The sequence below is a fragment of the Mycobacterium sp. SMC-11 genome, from assembly GCF_046250095.1.
GTDB lineage: Bacteria > Actinomycetota > Actinomycetes > Mycobacteriales > Mycobacteriaceae > Mycobacterium > Mycobacterium heraklionense_A.
Map to the genome: position 1 here is coordinate 906,597 of NZ_CP176430.1, position 16,767 is coordinate 923,363.

Below are 16,767 nucleotides of genomic sequence, written 5' to 3' on the forward strand. Positions count from 1 at the left end.
GTAAAAAAGGGAAAAGTGTTGCCGATCACGCCATCTCGGGACTTTGGTCTGTGACCGCGGTCACCGGTGTCGATGGCGGGCTCAGGTGTAGGCGACATGAACTCGGTGGATGTGGCCCTCGAACGGGAATGGGGCACGTTCCCGGTAGTCCAGGGACACCGGCGAGCCCAGGCAGGTGCCGATGTCGAGACAGTCGTTGGCGGTGAACAACAACGGTGCGCTGACGGGCACCTGCCCCTCGGCAACGGTTTCGCCGTTGACGGCCACGGTGATGTCGAGTGGTCCGGCCGGGCGCGGCTCTGCGTACTGCGTGGTCACGGTGATGGTGGTGCGGCCGGGCGGCACCTTGCCTGCCGTGCGGACCTTGGTGCGCGACAGGATGAACAGGTTGTACTCGTAGCAAAGATGACCGTCGTCGAAGTAGCACGTCAGGCCGCCGGCGCCGGCCCCGAGGGCATAGAGCACCCCGTTCGCATCGGCCGGAATCTCGGCATCGATGGTGACCACGTTGTTCTTGTTGCCGAGCGCGGGCGCACAGAATTCGGGCATTCGCACGGTGTCGCCGGTGAAGTCCCACTCGGTGTAGGGCGGGGCGATGCGTAGTTCGGGGTGATAGACGGGCACCCACAGGCCGCCGCCGACGGGTAGTACCGCATTGCGGGCCGCCTCCACCATGAACATTTCGCGCAGCTGGGCGAGCTTATCGGGCAGCTGCTCGGCCAGGTCGTGGGCTTGTGACCAGTCCTCGTCCAGGTTGTAGAGCTCCCACGCATCGGCATCGGGGGTCCAGGTGGCGATGCCGGGCGGTTGGCCGGGCACCCACGGCAGTCGGGGGCCGCGAGCCGACGCCATCCACCCGTCGTGGTAGATCGCCCGGCTGCCCATGATCTCGAAGTACTGGGTCTTCTTGCCGCCTGGCGCGTTGCGGTCGGCCAGGGTGCGCGCGAAACTTGCCCCGGCCAAAGCCATCTGCGGTTGCCCGTGCACCGTCTGCGGCGCTTCGATCCCGACGACTTCGTAGATGGTCGGCACCACGTCGTTGCAGTGCAAGAAAACCTCCCGCGGCGCCGGGTCGGCGGCGATTTTGGCCGGCCAGCGCACCACCATCGGGTTTCGGGTGCCGCCCAGGTGCGACGCCAGCAGCTTCATGCCCTTGTACGGGGTGGATCCGGCCCAGGCCCAGCCCGCGTGGTACTGGTTGTCGACCAGGGGAGACCCCAGCACATCCAGGCCGCCGAGTGCGTCGAGGGCATCGATGTGCTGACGCACCGTGGTGGGGATCCCGTTCTGGGCCAACAGTTCCGAGATGGTGCCGTTCTGGCCTTCGCCGGAGGAGCCGTTGTCGCCCCAGATGTAGAAGAACAGCGTGTTGTCGGCGTAGCCGAGGGTTTCCAGTTCGTCGGCGATGCGTCCGACCTGGACGTCGACGTGCTCGGCGTAACCGGCGGCAACCTCCATCAGGCGGCGTTGAAACGGTTTTTCATCCTCGGGGATGTCGTCCCAGGCGGTCAGGGTCTCGTCGCGCTCGGTCAGCGAGCAGTCCTGGGGAATCCAGCCTTTGGTCTTGGCGCGTTCGAACACCCGCTGGCGATAGGCGTCCCAGCCGTCGTCGAATTTGCCGGCGTACTTGTCGGCCCATTCCTTCATAACGTGATGCGGGCCGTGCAGGCAGCCGCTGGCCCAGTACATGAAGAACGGCTTGCCGGCGTTGAAGGCCTTGTGTCGGCGCAGCCAGGAGATGGCGTCGTCGGCCAGGTCCTCGGACAGGTGATAGCCCTCTTCGGGTGTCCTCGGTGGGGGCACCACGGTGGTGTTGCGGACCAGGTTGGGCTCATACTGCGAGGCCTCGCCGGCCAAGAATCCATAGAAGTATTCGAAACCCAAACCGGTGGGCCAGTTTTCGAAGGGGCCTGCTGCGGTGGTCTCCTCCGCGGGAGTGTTGTGCCACTTCCCGAAAGCCGACGTGGCGTAACCGTACTGCTTGAGCACCTCGGCCACCGTGGCGCTCGACGCGGGGATCTTGCCGGCATAGCCGTCCCAGTCGTTGGCCAATTCCGCGATCTGGCCGTTGCCGATCTCGTGGTGATTGCGACCGGTGAGCAATGACGCGCGGGTCGGCGAGCACATGGCCGTGGTGTGAAACCGGTTGTAGGACACACCCTGGCCGCAGATCCGGTCGAGGGTCGCGGTGTTCACCTCGCCGCCGAACGTTGACGGCAACCCGGGGCCCGCATCGTCGATAAGCACGATCACCACATTGGGTGCATCGGCGTGCAGCCGTTGCGGGACCGCCCGCGGACTGTAGGTCGACTCCTGCAGGGTCCGGCCCGCGACACTGCCCGAGCCGATCGGAGGGAAAGGCAACACCGCGCCGTTGGGCAACACCGGAGCCACTACCTGATCGCCCAACGCCAGTCTCCTCACCTCGGCTGCACCGTCTACGGCATCGAAGACATCGTCGTATGCCGCGGGCCGTTCAGCTACTCGAACCGCCGCGGGGCGGGTCGGGCGCCAGGCTGCCGTCCGGCGCGATGTGGGCGAAGATCTGCTGGAGCAGGGTCAAAATGTGCGGGTCGTCCACGGTGTAGATGTGGTGGCGCCCGTCACGCCGCGCATTGATCAGCCCGGCCAGCCGCAGCTTGGTCAGGTGCTGGCTCATGGTGGCGACATTGACGCCGGCTCGGCGCGCCAGGGTTGTCACGTCGTAGGCATCCTGGGCGGCCAGCCACATCACGTGCAGGCGTGCCGGACTGCTGAGCAGCGCGAACGTACTCGCGGCGGAGGCCAGTTGGGGTGGGGTCGGTTCGTCGGGCCGGTTGACTGAACTGATTTCTTCGGGCGGCCGTTCTTCATCTTTAGCCATGTCGGCATTCATTTTGTCCCACCTCCCATGACGGGATTCGCCGAACGACACATTCATATAGTTGCGCAATCGCCAAAGTGTCGCCAGAATTGGGCAATCCACGCGGCGTGTAAGCCGCCCGGCGGGTGCGACTCAAACCCGCTGTCAGATCACAGGATGGGTTGCTGCCGAATTGATTCCGACCTCGTTGCTGCTGCGCCCGGCCACCCTGGGACTCCGTGCAGCCTCAGCCGTAGTCGGCGCCGCCGCCCGCAGTGCATCGGCCACCACCGAGGCGGTCGGGGCCATCACCTCGGCAGGACTGCAGGTCGCCGCGCTGCCAGTTCGCGAAGCCAGTCGGGTGTTGTCCGGCGAATCCACCGCGGCGACGCTGACGCGCAGGTGCTGGCGCGGTGAGAACCGCGCTTGGATCGAGGTTCGCGGCTTGAGTGAATCCCCCGAACTCGGGCAGCGGGTGCTCGACACTCTTGTCGCCGAACCCGGTGTGGTGTCGGCGCGGCTGAACCGCCCCTTGTCGCGGGCCGTGGTGGAGCTGGCAGTCGATGGCGAGCAGGTATCACTGAACGACCTGTGCCGCCTGATCGCCGGGGTCGAACGCGGCCACCGCCGCTCCGACGACACGCCGGCTCCGAGCGGCGGGGCACCGGCTACCGTCCTGCCCGGCGACGGGTTGCTGCTGATGGCCCGGGGCGTGATGGTCGGCGTGAATGCCGCCGGGCTGGCCATCGCGGTCGCCGGGCGCGCGCTGCGGCTACCGCAGGCGCCGATCACCGTCGACGCCGTTGCGGCGCTGGCCAACTACCAGCCGTGGCTGCGCCAGCAACTCGCCGAGCGAATCGGCCGGGGTCCGGCCGACACGGTGCTGTCGCTGATCTCCGCCGGAGCGCGGATCGCCACCCTGTCGCCGGCCACGCTGGCCGTGGACTTGGCGTTGCAGGGCGTCAAGGCCGCCGAATCTCAGGCCGCGGCGCAGGCCTGGATCCGCCATGAGCCGCACTTGGCCCGGCACGCCGACCAAGCGCAGGTTTACGTAGCGTCGCGGCCGGTGCCTCTCCCCGAGGGCGTCGTCGACCGGCACGGACGGCGAGCGGGCTACGTCCAATTGTTCGGGGCCGGCCTGGTGGGAGTACTCACCCGCAACGTCACCACGGCGGCCACCGCAACCGTAGTCGCCGGCCCGAAAGCCATGCGCACCACGACCGAATCGTTCGCCGCCACCCTGAGCCGGGCGTTGGTCGAACAGCACTCGGCGCTGCCGTTGCGCCCCGAGGGCGTGCGCCGACTCGATCGTGTCGACTCCGTCCTCATCGATCCGCGGCTGCTCTCCGATGGCAGCGCACGCCACCCGTTGGCCGCGGCGCTGCTGGCCGAGGCGCGCGCCTCCGGCGCGGAACTGGTCACCCTCGACGTGGAGGCCCTAGGCGAACTGCGGCCCGCGTTCGACGAACTGGCGTCGGTCGATATCGCCGCCGACGACCAACAACTCGACGAGGCGCTGGCCGCCGCGTTGGCGGCACGGCAGCAAGACGGCCGCACCGTTGCGGTGCTGACGTCGACCGGCGCGCAGGCACTCGCCTGCGCCGACGTGGGCCTGGGGATCCTGCTCGACGACGCGGCGACGGCACCGCCGTGGGAAGCGGACCTGCTGCTGGCCGACCTCGCCGGCGCCTGGCGGGTGCTGCACGCGATACCGGCGGCGCGCACGGCCGCCCAGCGCGGCATCTCGTTGTCCACCGGAGCATCGACGATCGGTGCACTGCTGATGGTTCCTGGCGTGCGGGGTGGGCGGGGCCCTGGTCCGGTCACCGCTGGGGCAGCCTCCGGATTGCTCTCGGGATACCTGCTGGCTCGTCAGGTGGCTCGGACGCCGGCGCCGCGACCCGCACCGGCTTACGAATGGCATGCGATGTCGCTCGACGAGGTCCGCGCGATCCTGCCGGTCCCCGACGTCGCCGCCGCCGCCGAACCCGACGCCGCCCCGCCGCACATGGCCTGGCAGTTCATCAAGGCGGTGCGCGGCGAACTGTCCGATCCGCTGATGCCGGTGCTGGCGCTCAGTTCGGTGGCCACCGCGATGCTGGGCTCGCCGGTGGACGCGTTGATGGTCAGCACGGTGCTGATCGGCAACTGCATGCTTGCGGCAGCCCAGCAGCTGCAGGCCGAGAACCGGCTGAACCGGCTGCTGGCCCAACAGACTCCGCCCGCTCGCACCGTCGAGCCGGGCACCGACCGCTACACCGAGATCGTCGCGGACCGCCTGATCCCCGGCACGGTGATCGAGGTGCGCAGCAACGAGGTCGTGCCCGCCGACGCGCGGCTGATCGAGGCCACCGATCTCGAGGTCGACGAATCCTCGCTCACCGGCGAATCACTGTCGGTGGACAAGCAGACCGCGGCTGTGCTGCCCGGCGCCGAACTCGCCGAACGCCGCTGCATGCTCTACGCCGGTACGACCGTAATCGCCGGCACCGCACGCGCCGTGGTGACCGCCGTCGGTGCCGACACCCAGGCCCGGCGTGCCTCCGAGCTGGCCGCCGGGGATCTGCCGGTGGTCGGCCTGCAGCACCAGCTCAGCCAGCTGATGAGTCGTGCCTTCCCGGCCAGTGCCGGCGGCGGGTTGATGGTGGGTCTGCTGGGGATGCTGCGCGGCGGAGGACTGCGCCTGGCCCTGGGCAATGCGATCGCGGTCGCGGTGGCGGCGGTGCCCGAGGGCATGCCGCTGATGGCGACCCTGGCCCAACATGCCTCGGCCCAGCGCCTGACCGACTCCGGTGCGCTGGTCCGCATTCCCCGCTCGGTGGAAGCCCTGGGCCGGGTCGAGGTGGTCTGCTTCGACAAGACCGGCACGCTGAGTGAGAACCGGCTGCGGGTCACCCGGGTGTATCCGGTCGTGGGTTACAGCGACGACGACGTGCTGCGGTCCGCGGCCAACGCGGCGCCGGCGCCCGAGGGGGACCCGCACGCGCATGCCACCGATCAGGCGGTCACCGAGGCGGCGGCCGCGATATCCGATGGCGGGGCACCGCTGTGGACCATCACGGACGCGCACCTGCCGTTCCGCTCCGGCCGGGCGTTCTCGGCGTCGGTGTTGGGCAAGGAGCTGATGATCAAGGGGGCCCCGGAAGTGGTGCTGGCCGCCTGCACCGGCCTCGGGCCGGACAGCGACGCGCCGGTTGCCGAACTGGCGGCCGGTGGGCTGCGGGTGATCGCGGTGGCGCAGCGCCGGCTCACGGCCGCACAGGTGAAGTCGCTGGCCGACGACCCGGACTCCCTCGCCGGGTTGTGCCGGGCTGGGTTGACCCTCACCGGTTTCCTCGGCATCTCCGATACCCCGCGCGCCGAAGCGCCGCAACTGCTCGCCGACCTCGCGGACCGGGGCGTCGGGATCCGGCTGATCACCGGCGATCACCCCGTCACCGCCACCGCGATCGCCGCGGAGTTGGGGGTACCGGTCGCTGCCGATCAGGTCATCACTGGAACGGAGTGGAATGCGTTGTCGCGCAAGGATCAGGAACGCGCGGTCGCAGATCGGGTGATCTTCGCCCGGATGTCCCCGGAGAACAAGGTGCAGGTCGTGCAGACCCTCGAGCGCAGCGGACGGGTCTGCGCCATGGTCGGTGACGGCGCCAACGACGCGGCGGCGATTCGGGCCGCCAGCGTGGGCCTCGGTGTGGTTGCGCGCGGCAGCGACTCGGCGCACCTCACCGCCGACATCGTGCTGACCGACGGGCGCATCGGTGCCCTGGTGGATGCAATCGACGAGGGCCAGCGACTGTGGCGCGGCGTGCAGTTGGCGGTGACTGGCTTGCTCGGCGGCAATGTCGGCGAGGTGATCTTCGGCGTTATCGGCACCGCGCTGTCGGGGACATCGCCGCTGAACAATCGCCAACTGCTGCTGATGAACATGCTGACCGACGCGCTGCCGGCCACCGCGGTCGCGGTCAGCACCCCCGCCGGCTCCTCGCATCGGGTCGTGCACGGCATCGACGAACGCAGCCTGATGCGCGCCGTCGCGGTCCGCGGGGCAATCACCGGGGCCGCGGCCAGCGCCGCCTGGGGGATGGCTCGCCTTTCTGTCTTACCGGGCGCTCCCCAACGCGCCGCCACCGTCGCATTGATCACCCTGGTCACCACGGAGCTGGCCCAGACCCTCGTCGACTCCCACGCACCGTTGGTCTTGCTCACCGCCGCCGGTTCGTTCGCGGCGTTCGCGGCGATGATCAGCCTGCCCGGAATCAGCCAGCTGCTGGGTTGTGTCCCGGTCGGACCGCTGGGTTGGTCGCAGGCTCTGGGAGCCACCGGCGCCGCCGTCCTGGCGATCGCCGCGGCGCCGCACGTGCTGCCGGCCCGGCTGCGCGAGGCCTCGGAGACCAGCACCGAGAGCACGTCGGGCCCGCTGGCCACGGTGCAGGTGCTGCGACCGGCAAGCGCCGAGGTCGCCGAGGTGACGGCCGTGGGTGGGTCTACCGTGAGGGTCAGCCGTACCAACTGACCAGCGGAGGCGTGGCATGCACCCATTCCGGCAAGCCGTCGAGGCCCGTGACACCGCGGCCATCGAGGCGCTGCTGTCCGACGATGTCGTGTTCACCAGCCCGGTGGCGTTCAAGCCCTACCCGGGTAAGCCGGTCACCGCGGCCATCCTGCGCGCGGTGATGCGCGTCTTTGAGGACTTCCACTACGTGCGGGAGATCGGCGACGCCGGAGGGCGCGACCATGCCCTGATCTTCGAAGCGTTGGTGGACGGCAAACGGATCACCGGATGCGACTTCCTGCATTTCGACGACGACGGCAAGATCGACGACTTCGTTGTGATGGTCCGGCCGCTGTCGGCGGCCACCGCGCTGGCCGAAGCAATGGCGCAGCAGTTCGAGCAGATCACCCGGGAGGCCGCCGCGTCGCAGGGACACGACGGCTCCGGTGCGTGAGCAGGCACCGGTAGTCGCGGCCGTCGCCGTAGGCGGGGCGATCGGTGCCTGCGCGCGTTACGCTGTCGCACTGGCACTGCCCACCCCGAAGGATGGATTTCCTTGGGCCACATGGGTAACCAACGTCAGCGGGTGTGCGCTGATGGGTGTGCTGATGGTCGCGATCACCGAGCTGTGGGTCGGACATCGACTGCTGCGTCCGCTGCTGGGCACCGGGGTGCTCGGCGGCTACACCACGTTCTCCACCTTCGCCGGCGACGTCGACACCCTGATCACCAACGGACAGCCCGCGCGGGCATTCGTCTACCTACTTGCCACACCAGTGGCAGTGTTGATCGCGACCTGGACCGCTGCCAGCCTCACCCGCCGTCTGGTCATCAGGAGGACAGCATGAGCGAACTCACCGGACGTGCACTACGTCTGACGGTATTCCTCGGAGAAAGCGACACCTGGCATCGCAAGCCGGTGTTCAGCGAGATCGTGCACCGGGCTCGGCGTGCTGGTCTGGCCGGCGCGACGGTGTTTCGCGGCATCGAGGGCTACGGCGCGTCCTCGGCCATCCACACCACCCGGCTGCTGTCCATGTCGGAAGATCTGCCGGTCTCGGTCATCATCGTCGACGCCCCCGAGCGGGTCCGGGCCTTCCTGCCGCAGCTGGACGAGTTGGTCACCGAGGGCCTGATCCTGTTGGACGAGGTCGAAGTCGTTCGGCACGTCGGGCGATCCCCCGCCGGCCAGTGACCTGGCTGCTGGTCATGGCCGGCGCCGCCGTGGGGGCGCCGCTGCGCTACCTGACGGACCGGTTTGTGCAAGCCCGCCACGATTCCACGTTCCCGTGGGGCACGCTGGCCGCCAACGTGCTCGGCAGCCTCATCTTGGGCGTGCTCACCGGCGCGATCAGTGCCGGCGACCAACGACTACACCTGTTGATCGGCACCGGCCTGTGCGGCGCGTTGACCACCTACTCGACCTTCTCCTACGAGACCCTGCAGCTGGTTGGCGTCGGCGCGCGACTGTACGCGCTGGCCAACCTGGTGCTCACCTTGAGCTGTGGGCTGAGTGCCTATTACGTCGGCAATGTCGCGGCACAAGCGATTTGGGCCTGACTGTTCTGCGGTTAGGCGACGCTGCGCAACAGCTTCCAGGACGAGGTGCCACAATCGAGCCCGACAGTGTCCGGTGGCGTCCGCCCAGTCCATCCAGGAGTAGCCATGTCGTTCTCGGTAGAGCTCAGCGATGATGTGATCGAGGTCCGCGACTGGGTGCATCAGTTCGCCGCTGACGTCGTTCGTCCGGCCGCCGCCGAATGGGATGAGCGGGAAGAGACACCGTGGCCGATCATCGCCGAGGCCGCCAAGATCGGTCTTTACTCACCTGAACTGTTCGCCACCCAGGCCGCAGAACCCAGCGGGATCGGCATGCTGACGGTGTTCGAGGAACTGTTCTGGGGTGACGCGGGCATCGCGCTGTCGATTCTGGGCACCGGTCTGGCAGCAGCAGCCCTGGCGGGCAACGGAACCCCCGAACAGCTGGGCCAGTGGCTGCCGGAGATGTTCGGCACCGCCGAGGACCCCAAGCTCGGGGCGTTCTGCTCCTCGGAACCCGACGCCGGTTCCGACGTCGGTGCGATCCGCACCCGTGCCCGCTTCGATGAAGCGACCCGCGAATGGGTGCTCAACGGCACCAAGACCTGGGCCACCAACGGCGGCATCGCCAACGTGCACATCGTGGTCGCCTCGGTCTATCCCGAACTCGGTTCACGCGGACAGACCAGCTTCGTGATCCCGCCCGGCACCCCGGGCCTGGCGCAGGGACAGAAGTTCAAAAAGCACGGCATCCGGGCCTCGCACACCGCCGAGATCGTCCTCGACAACGTCCGCCTGCCCGAGGACATGATCCTCGGTGGCCGGGAGAAGTTCGAGGAGCGCGTCGCCCGGGTCAAGTCCGGCGCCTCGGCCGGGGGACAGGCGGCGATGAAGACCTTCGAGCGCACCCGCCCGACCGTCGGCGCGATGGCGGTCGGTGTGGCCCGCGCCGCCTACGAGTACGCCCTCGAATACGCCTGCCAGCGTGAGCAATTCGGTCGCAAGATCGGCGAGTTCCAGGCGGTGGCGTTCAAGCTGGCGGACATGAAGAGCCGCATCGACGCCGCCCGGCTCATGGTGTGGCGCGCGGGCTGGATGGGACGCAACAACAAGGCCTTCGACAACGCCGAGGGCTCGATGGCCAAGCTGTTCGCCAGCGAGACCGCCGTCTACGTCACCGACGAGGCGATCCAGATTCTGGGCGGCAACGGCTACACCCGCGACTACCCGGTCGAGCGAATGCACCGCGATGCCAAGATCTTCACCATCTTCGAGGGCACCAGTGAGATCCAGCGGCTGGTCATTGCGCGGGCTCTGACGGGATTGCCGCTGCGCTGACCAGCCCGGTCGGCTACTTCGCGGTCGTTGCGCGCAGTGGTCCGCCCACGCTGTTGAACAGCAGGTCCCCGTTGGGCAGGCCCTCGATCAGGGCGTACGCGCCGTTGCCCAGATTCGACTGGCCGAAAATGGTGCGGTGCACCGTCTCCCCGGTCTGCCAGTCGAGCCCGGTCACCTCCCAGCCGTCGGCCTTGGTGTAGCCGTTGAGGAAGACGATCCCCGACGTGGCGGATACCGCCGGCACCATTGATGTGGACACCACGTCGCCGCGTGCCCACGTTGGTTTCCACTGGTGGGCGGTGGGATCCCATTCGAAGCGCTGCACACCGTGCGGGGGCGGCGCGACGGGGCCGCTGGCCAGCACATCGACCAGTCGGTCCGGCGTTCCGCCCGCTCCGATGTTGTTGACCACGAACGCGCCGTACCCATTGACTACCACGGACTGTTCGCTTTGGATGAATTCCGGCAACGGCTCCGGCAGGCCCGCGGTCACACCGATCTGATCGGCGATCCGGTTCGATTTCGTGCCGGGTTTCTGCCGGAAGCCTTCCGGAATCTTGTTGCGCCAGAAAGCCACCAGCTTCATGTGATCGGCGCCGTCGGTGATGACGACCAGCTCGTCATCGCCCTTGGCGAAGCCCATCAACGTCGGCGTGGAGCCGGTGCCGGTGCCGAACTTGATGGTTGGGGGTTGTCGGCCGGTGTCATATGGCGATGACCACGCACCGTCTGCTTCGGCCTCGGATAGCTTGGATCCGGTCCACACGATCTTGCGCATCAGCTTGTCGGAGGCTACGTAGATTCCGTTGTCCTGATCGACAGCCATTGAGTTCGAGACTGTCTCGTCGTCGCCGAACTTGATCTGCTGCAGCGGCGCTGACAGATCGCGATCGACCACCGATAGCGATCCGGTGCTGAGCACCAGCAGGTGACCGTCGTAGGTCATCGAGGTGCCGACGATGTTCTCGGGGATGCCCAGGCTGGTGATGTTGCCGGTCAAGTACGGCTTGAAATCGATGCGCGAAGCGATGGTGATGCCGTCCTCGGGCCGCTCGGCGTTTTTTAGAGCGAACTTGATGATCTCCGATTGCTGCGTCACGTAATAGACGAAGTTGTCACGATCGACCAGGCTGTAGACCCCGTTGCTGATCCGCTGCCAATTGGCCCCGGCCCAATGGTCCCTGATCGCTGATTCGATCTGTCCGACGTCGGTGAAAGTCTGGTTCAACACGGCGTCGAGCTGCTGCGTGGAAATCGGTTGCACCCCAGGAGCATCGAGCGCGGCGACCTGCTTGAATTCGCCGTCGGCGACATCGACGTAGCGCACACCCGAGCTCGAGGACACCCACCGGTGGCTCGGATCGGTCGATGCCAGCGTGATGATGTTGACCGGGCCGCCGGGGACCCGGGCCAACTGGGTCGGGTCGAGGTGAAACGTGCCACGCGGAATCGGATCATCGAAGCTGTCCGACTGTGCGGAGTCGATGTGGGTGATGCCGTACTTTGCCGCCGACAGATACGGGTTGGCTGCTGACCCGGTGGGCGGTGCCGCGGATTCCTTTCCCGACGGCGTTGAACCAGAACCGCATCCGCTTAGCGCCATGAGCGCTGCCGCCGTGGCGGCCAACGCCGTGCGCACCCGTGCTCGCTGCGCCATACCAGGGGATGCTAATCCGATAGCCGTGTCACAGACGCAGAACGCGCCTCATCGATCAGAAGGCAAACCGGGTGCAGTCGGTGGGGAACGCGAACCAGGCCAATGCTCGCCGCGGGATGATCATGCGCAACCCGCCACCGTCGGGCCCCGCCCAGGCGTCGGGGCCGGGAGCATATTGCGGGTGGTATTTCTCAAACGCGGTCGCCAACCGGGAGCCGAGGTCTTCCGGGTCTGCCGAGGTCGCAGTGGAGACTCCCTCGACGATCACCACCTGCGTGCCGCTTTCCAGGGTCAGCGTGCAGGCCGGGTTGTCCTGCAGGTTGCGCGCGTGGCGGGTGGTCGGTGCGCCGTCGTAGTAGAACCGGCCGTCGAGCCACACGCCCCAACGCGGCACCGAATGCGGGGTGCCGTCCGGACGCACCGTGCTCAGCCAATAGTGCTGTGCCGCGGTCAAATGCTGTTCGACTTCTGACCAGCTCAACAAACCCTCTGTCGAACTCGGTAACCCGTAACCCTCGGGCAGGGCGGGACGGGTCGCGGTAGGGCCGGGTTTCGGTTCCATGGCCCGCACGTTAGCTCTGCCGTCCGACAACGGGCGGTACCGCTGCCGCCTAGCCGGCCGTTTTCCCGTTGTCGGTCATGTAGACCGCGCCGTGCACTGCGGCAGCGGCATCGCTGGCCAAAAAGGCGATCACTTCGGCGACGTCGCTCGGGGCGCTCATCCCGCGCGGCGAGGCAACCCGCATGATCAGGTTGACGTCGGCGCCCTCAGGAAGCTGGAAGTTGGTCACCTGCGGGGTCAGCATCCCGCCCGGGCAAACGGCGTTGACCCGCAGCTTCTCCGCGGTGAACTCCACGGCCAACGCGCGGGTGAGCCCGACGAGTCCGTGCTTGGCCGCGCAGTAGCCCGCCGAGTACGCCTGCCCTTCCACGCCGGCGATCGAGGCGACGTTGACGATATTGCCGGCGGTCTCCAGCAGGTGTGGCAGCGCCGCACGGCACAAGAAGAACGGCCCGTTGAGGTTGACCGCCAGATCGTGGGCCCACTCGTCGTCCGTGACGGCCAGCGTGTGGCGCATCTGATGGGCGCCGGCGACGTTGACCAGAACATCGAGCCGACCGAACTGCGCGACGCATTGCTCGACGGCCGCCGCACAGGCCGCCGCGGTGCTGATGTCGGTGGGAGCGTACTGCCCGCCGGGTACGTCGGCGAATACCGTGGCCAGCCGCTCGGCGTCACGCGCCAACCCGAACACCGTCGCGCCGCGCCGGGCCAACAGTTGGGCGGTCGCCGCGCCCAGCCCCGACGACGCACCGGTCACCAGCGCCACTTTGCCTGACAGATCGGTCATTTCGACTCTCCGCATCACCCAGTCGACCGGCACCGGGGCACAGCCGTCTACCGTCCAGTTATGGCTTCAGTATCGGTGATCACCGGAGGCGCGGGCGGCATGGGTCTGGCGACGGCCAAGATCCTGGGACGAGACCACACCGTGGTGCTGTGCGATGTCCGGCAGGAGCGGCTCGACTCGGCGCAGGCCGCCCTTGCAGAGCTCGGCATCGCTGCGACCGCCGTCAACTGCGATGTCACCGACCGTGGCGCGGTGGCTCGGCTGTTCGACACCGCCGCCGGTCTCGGGACGCTGGCGTCGGTGATCCATACCGCGGGGGTCAGCCCGAGCATGGGCGATGCCGAATTCGTCATGCGGACCAACGCGTTCGGCACTGTCGTGGTCAACGAGGCGTTCTATGACGTCGCCGGCGACGGCGCGGTGATCGTCAACGTGGCTTCGATGGCCGCGCAGCTGCTGCCCGACAAGGCATACCCCACCAAACAGTTCCCGCTGGCGTACAGCGACGGCGACGCCTTCGTGGCCGCGATGACGGCCTATTGCAACAACGCACCCGAGCAGATGCGTTCGGGCTTCTCCTACACGGTCAGTAAGGCCTTCGTGAAGTGGTACTGCGCCTCGCAGGCCGAGCGGTTCGGCGGTCGCGGGCTGCGCATCGTCTCGGTGTCGCCGGGCAACATCGACACCGAGATGGGGCGGCGCGAAGAGAAGGCCGGGGTGGGCATGATGATGCCAGACGCGCTGATCCCCCGGTGGGGTACGGCCGAGGAGATGGCCGAGCTGTTCGCCTTCTGCGCCGGAGACAAGTGCGCCTATCTCACCGGCGCCGACATCCTCGCCGACGGGGGAGTGGTTGCCTCGATGCGGGAACGCGCCCGGGTGGCCGCCGAACTTGGGTAGCGTGCCGTTGAGGGCAAGGGGGCGCCGATGCACTACACCCGCACTGATCCCATCGCGGCCCGTCCCAGCGAGGTCTGGGCCGTCCTGACCGACGTCGAGCATTGGCCGGACTGGACGGCATCGATGCGTGAGATCGTCCGGCTCGACTCCGGTCCGCTGCGAGTCGGCAGTACTGCCCGAGTCCGGCAACCCACCGGCCGGCCGATGGTCTGGACCGTCACCGACCTGGTCCACGAGCGGTCTTTCACCTGGACGGCGTCGACGGCCGGTATCCGATTCACCGGCTCTCATGAGCTGACGCCGACCGGGTCGGGGGTGCGGGCGGTGCTGACTTTTACGGTGACCGGTCCGATGGCTTGGCTGGCCGGTCTGCTCGCCGGTGGCCGGATTCGTCGTTACGTCGACATGGAGGCCGACGGGCTCAAGCGGCGCTCGGAAGGCCACGCGGCGCCCTAAGCGGCTGGTCGTCATTTACCCAGGGTCGGCAGCCGCAGCAGACGACGGAAAGCGGATTTTCACCGCGGGATGTACCGAAACAGCTAAGTTAACGGTTGACACGCGTCGGCGCGACTGCCTAACGTGGGACGAAACCTACGGGACCGTAGGTTTGGCTGGGGGGCCAATCGACAGCCCACCTGTCGATCAGGGAGGGGACCAAAAAACTATGGTGAATGTCCAGACGGCACTGCTTCACGAGCTCGAACCGATTGTCGAGCAGAACCTGAATCGCCACCTCAAGGCCGCCAAGCCGTGGCTGCCCCACGACTACGTGCCGTGGAGCAAGGGGCGTGACTTCGCGTTCCTCGGGGGCGAAGACTGGGTTCCCGAAGACTCGCCGCTGGACCCGGTCGCCAAGGCTGCGCTGCTGGTCAACCTGCTGACCGAGGACAACTTGCCGTCCTACCACCGCGAGATCGCCACCACCTTCGGTCGGGACGGCGCGTGGGGTACCTGGGTGGGCCAGTGGACCGCCGAGGAGGGCCGCCACAGCATCGCGCTGCGTGACTACCTCATCGTCACCCGCGGCATCGACCCGGTGAACCTTGAGAACATGCGGATGCAGCACACCGTCGCCGGCTATGACTCTGGCGGTAAGTCAGCGCTGGGCGTGCTGGCGTACGTGTCTTTCCAGGAACTCGCTACCCGGGTGTCGCACCGCAACACCGGCAAGGCCTCTGGATGCCCCCTCGCTGATCAGTTGCTGGCCCGGGTGGCACTCGACGAGAACCTGCACATGGTGTTCTACCGGAACCTGATGCAGGCCGCCCTGGACATTGCCCCGGACGAGGCGATGTGCGCCATCCGTGACGAGGTGCTCGGCTTCTCGATGCCCGGGATGAACATGCCCGGTTTCCAGGAGAACGCCATCATGATCGCCAAGGCCGGCATCTACGACCTGCGCATCCACCACGATGACGTCGTGCAGCCGGTGCTGCGCTTCTGGAAGATCCACGAGCGCAACGACTTCGGTGCTGTGGGCGAGGAGGCGCGCGAGCAGGTCGTCGGCTTCATGAAGATGGTCGACGAGCGCGCCACCTACTACGAAGAGAAGGCCAAGGCGCGCGAGAGCGTCTCCGCCTGATCGATGACGGAGCTAGCCCGCTAGCTCGATGGGCTAGCTCCGCTTGATCGAGGTGTAGTAGGTCGTATCAGCCATCGACACTGAGTCGGCGCCCCGCGCCGGTGTCGGACGCCCGTACTGCGTCAGCAGCTCGTTCATGGTCTGGCCGGTCGAGGTCCAGCCCAGTGGCTCGAGGTAGGCGGCGACGTCGTTGCGGTCGCCCTCGTAGCCGAGTTCGGAGAACTCCAGGTCGAAACCGTGCGCCCGCCATTTCTCGGTGGCGCTGCGCATCATTTCCCGGGCCTGTTCGTGCTGGGCGGCCGAGATGTTCGGAATGGCCTCGGTGCCCAGCCGGCTGCCCTCGGCGCTCAGTGCGGTGATGTTGTCCAGTAGCCGGTCCTGTGCTTCCGGCGGGAGATAGCCGAGCAGCCCCTCGGCGATCCAGGCGGTGGGCTGGGTGCGGTCGAATCCCGCCTCGATCAACGCGGCCGGCCAGTCATCACGCAGATCGACGGGGACGCCACGGCGGTCGGCAGTTGGCTCGGCGCCCAAGTCGGCCAGCGTCGCGGTCTTGAAGGCCAGCACGGCCGGCTGGTCGATCTCGAAGATCGTCATGCCGGAGGGCCACGCCAGGCGGTAGGCCCGCGCGTCCAGACCCGATGCGAGGATCACGGCCTGGTGAATCCCGGCCTGAGTGGCGTCGGCGAAGAACGCGTCGAAAAAGCGGGTGCGAGCGGCCATCGCGTCGGGCATCTGCCCGAGCTTCCAGCTGGATTCGTGGTCGTCGAGATCGGTGCCCGTCAGGTCGCCGGCGGCCCACCTGGTCAAGAAGTCGACGCCGACCGCCTGGACCAGGGGCTCAGCGAAGCGGTCGTCGATCAGGGGATTGTCGGCCTTGGTGGCGATCGCCCGGGCGGCGGCGACCATCGTCGCCGTGGCTCCCACGCTGGTGGCGAGGTCCCAGGTGTCGTTGTCGGTGCGTGCCATGAGCGCTCCTTGAAGTGGATGGACGGGGCGATTTGCTTAGTCTAGCAATTAATTAGTGCACTTAATAAACGGTACAGGCCGGTCGATGGTTCCCGTCCG

15 protein-coding genes are annotated in these 16,767 nt (G+C 67.6%); 9 read left to right on the forward strand and 6 right to left on the reverse strand.

Annotated elements, in window-relative coordinates:
* Positions 1 to 81: 81 nt before the first annotated feature.
* A complete protein-coding gene (locus tag ACKY0X_RS04365; protein ID WP_409428459.1) occupies positions 82 to 2,409 on the reverse strand; it encodes an arylsulfatase in 2,328 nt (775 codons plus the stop codon).
* Between the two features lie 67 nt (positions 2,410 to 2,476).
* The gene (locus tag ACKY0X_RS04370; RefSeq protein ID WP_046285806.1) at positions 2,477 to 2,863 is read right to left on the reverse strand and encodes a helix-turn-helix transcriptional regulator; all 387 of its coding nucleotides are present in this window, start codon (positions 2,861 to 2,863) and stop codon (positions 2,477 to 2,479) included.
* A gap of 172 nt (positions 2,864 to 3,035) precedes the next feature.
* Here ACKY0X_RS04370 and ACKY0X_RS04375 point away from each other — a divergent pair, with 172 nt between their 5' ends.
* The 6 genes from ACKY0X_RS04375 (at position 3,036) to ACKY0X_RS04400 (ending at position 10,211) form a co-directional block, all read left to right on the forward strand.
* Positions 3,036 to 7,355: an HAD-IC family P-type ATPase gene (locus ACKY0X_RS04375; RefSeq protein WP_409428460.1), complete on the forward strand. Its 4,320-nt coding sequence runs from the start codon at positions 3,036 to 3,038 to the stop codon at positions 7,353 to 7,355.
* Positions 7,356 to 7,371: 16 nt separating this feature from the next.
* A complete protein-coding gene (locus tag ACKY0X_RS04380) occupies positions 7,372 to 7,788 on the forward strand; it encodes a nuclear transport factor 2 family protein (protein ID WP_409428461.1) in 417 nt (138 codons plus the stop codon).
* Complete coding sequence (crcB, locus tag ACKY0X_RS04385; protein ID WP_409428462.1) at positions 7,781 to 8,182, forward strand: fluoride efflux transporter CrcB; 402 nt, start codon at positions 7,781 to 7,783, stop codon at positions 8,180 to 8,182. The genes ACKY0X_RS04380 and crcB (ACKY0X_RS04385) overlap by 8 nt, the downstream gene beginning before the upstream one ends.
* Positions 8,179 to 8,529 carry a DUF190 domain-containing protein gene (locus ACKY0X_RS04390; RefSeq protein WP_409428463.1) on the forward strand — a complete coding sequence of 117 codons (351 nt, stop codon included), beginning with the start codon at positions 8,179 to 8,181 and terminating at the stop codon, positions 8,527 to 8,529. Before crcB (ACKY0X_RS04385) ends, ACKY0X_RS04390 begins: the two co-directional genes overlap by 4 nt.
* A complete protein-coding gene (gene crcB, locus ACKY0X_RS04395; RefSeq protein WP_409428464.1) occupies positions 8,526 to 8,894 on the forward strand; it encodes a fluoride efflux transporter CrcB in 369 nt (122 codons plus the stop codon). Before ACKY0X_RS04390 ends, crcB (ACKY0X_RS04395) begins: the two co-directional genes overlap by 4 nt.
* 105 nt (positions 8,895 to 8,999) lie before the next feature.
* Entirely contained in the window at positions 9,000 to 10,211 is a 1,212-nt protein-coding gene (locus ACKY0X_RS04400; protein WP_065040659.1) for an acyl-CoA dehydrogenase family protein, read from the forward strand.
* A 13-nt stretch (positions 10,212 to 10,224) separates the two neighbouring features.
* Here the strand turns inward: ACKY0X_RS04400 and ACKY0X_RS04405 are convergent, their stop codons facing one another.
* The 3 genes from ACKY0X_RS04405 to ACKY0X_RS04415 are packed head-to-tail and all read right to left on the reverse strand — an operon-like array spanning position 10,225 to position 13,220.
* Positions 10,225 to 11,868: a hypothetical protein gene (locus ACKY0X_RS04405; protein ID WP_409428465.1), complete on the reverse strand. Its 1,644-nt coding sequence runs from the start codon at positions 11,866 to 11,868 to the stop codon at positions 10,225 to 10,227.
* A gap of 55 nt (positions 11,869 to 11,923) precedes the next feature.
* Positions 11,924 to 12,430, reverse strand: a complete 507-nt coding sequence (locus tag ACKY0X_RS04410; protein ID WP_409428466.1) for a pyridoxamine 5'-phosphate oxidase family protein — start codon at positions 12,428 to 12,430, stop codon at positions 11,924 to 11,926.
* A gap of 49 nt (positions 12,431 to 12,479) precedes the next feature.
* The gene (locus tag ACKY0X_RS04415; protein ID WP_046285945.1) at positions 12,480 to 13,220 is read right to left on the reverse strand and encodes an SDR family NAD(P)-dependent oxidoreductase; all 741 of its coding nucleotides are present in this window, start codon (positions 13,218 to 13,220) and stop codon (positions 12,480 to 12,482) included.
* Between the two features lie 60 nt (positions 13,221 to 13,280).
* Between ACKY0X_RS04415 and ACKY0X_RS04420 the strand changes: the two genes are divergently transcribed.
* From ACKY0X_RS04420 to ACKY0X_RS04430, 3 genes are all read left to right on the forward strand, one after another.
* Complete coding sequence (locus tag ACKY0X_RS04420; RefSeq protein ID WP_409428467.1) at positions 13,281 to 14,120, forward strand: SDR family oxidoreductase; 840 nt, start codon at positions 13,281 to 13,283, stop codon at positions 14,118 to 14,120.
* A 27-nt stretch (positions 14,121 to 14,147) separates the two neighbouring features.
* Complete coding sequence (locus ACKY0X_RS04425; protein WP_409428468.1) at positions 14,148 to 14,576, forward strand: SRPBCC family protein; 429 nt, start codon at positions 14,148 to 14,150, stop codon at positions 14,574 to 14,576.
* A gap of 208 nt (positions 14,577 to 14,784) precedes the next feature.
* Positions 14,785 to 15,702 carry an acyl-ACP desaturase gene (locus ACKY0X_RS04430; protein WP_409428469.1) on the forward strand — a complete coding sequence of 306 codons (918 nt, stop codon included), beginning with the start codon at positions 14,785 to 14,787 and terminating at the stop codon, positions 15,700 to 15,702.
* Positions 15,703 to 15,735: 33 nt separating this feature from the next.
* Here ACKY0X_RS04430 and ACKY0X_RS04435 read toward each other — a convergent pair whose 3' ends face one another.
* Positions 15,736 to 16,668, reverse strand: coding sequence for a class I SAM-dependent methyltransferase (locus ACKY0X_RS04435; RefSeq protein WP_409428470.1), 933 nt, complete (start codon positions 16,666 to 16,668; stop codon positions 15,736 to 15,738).
* Positions 16,669 to 16,767 lie beyond the last annotated feature (99 nt).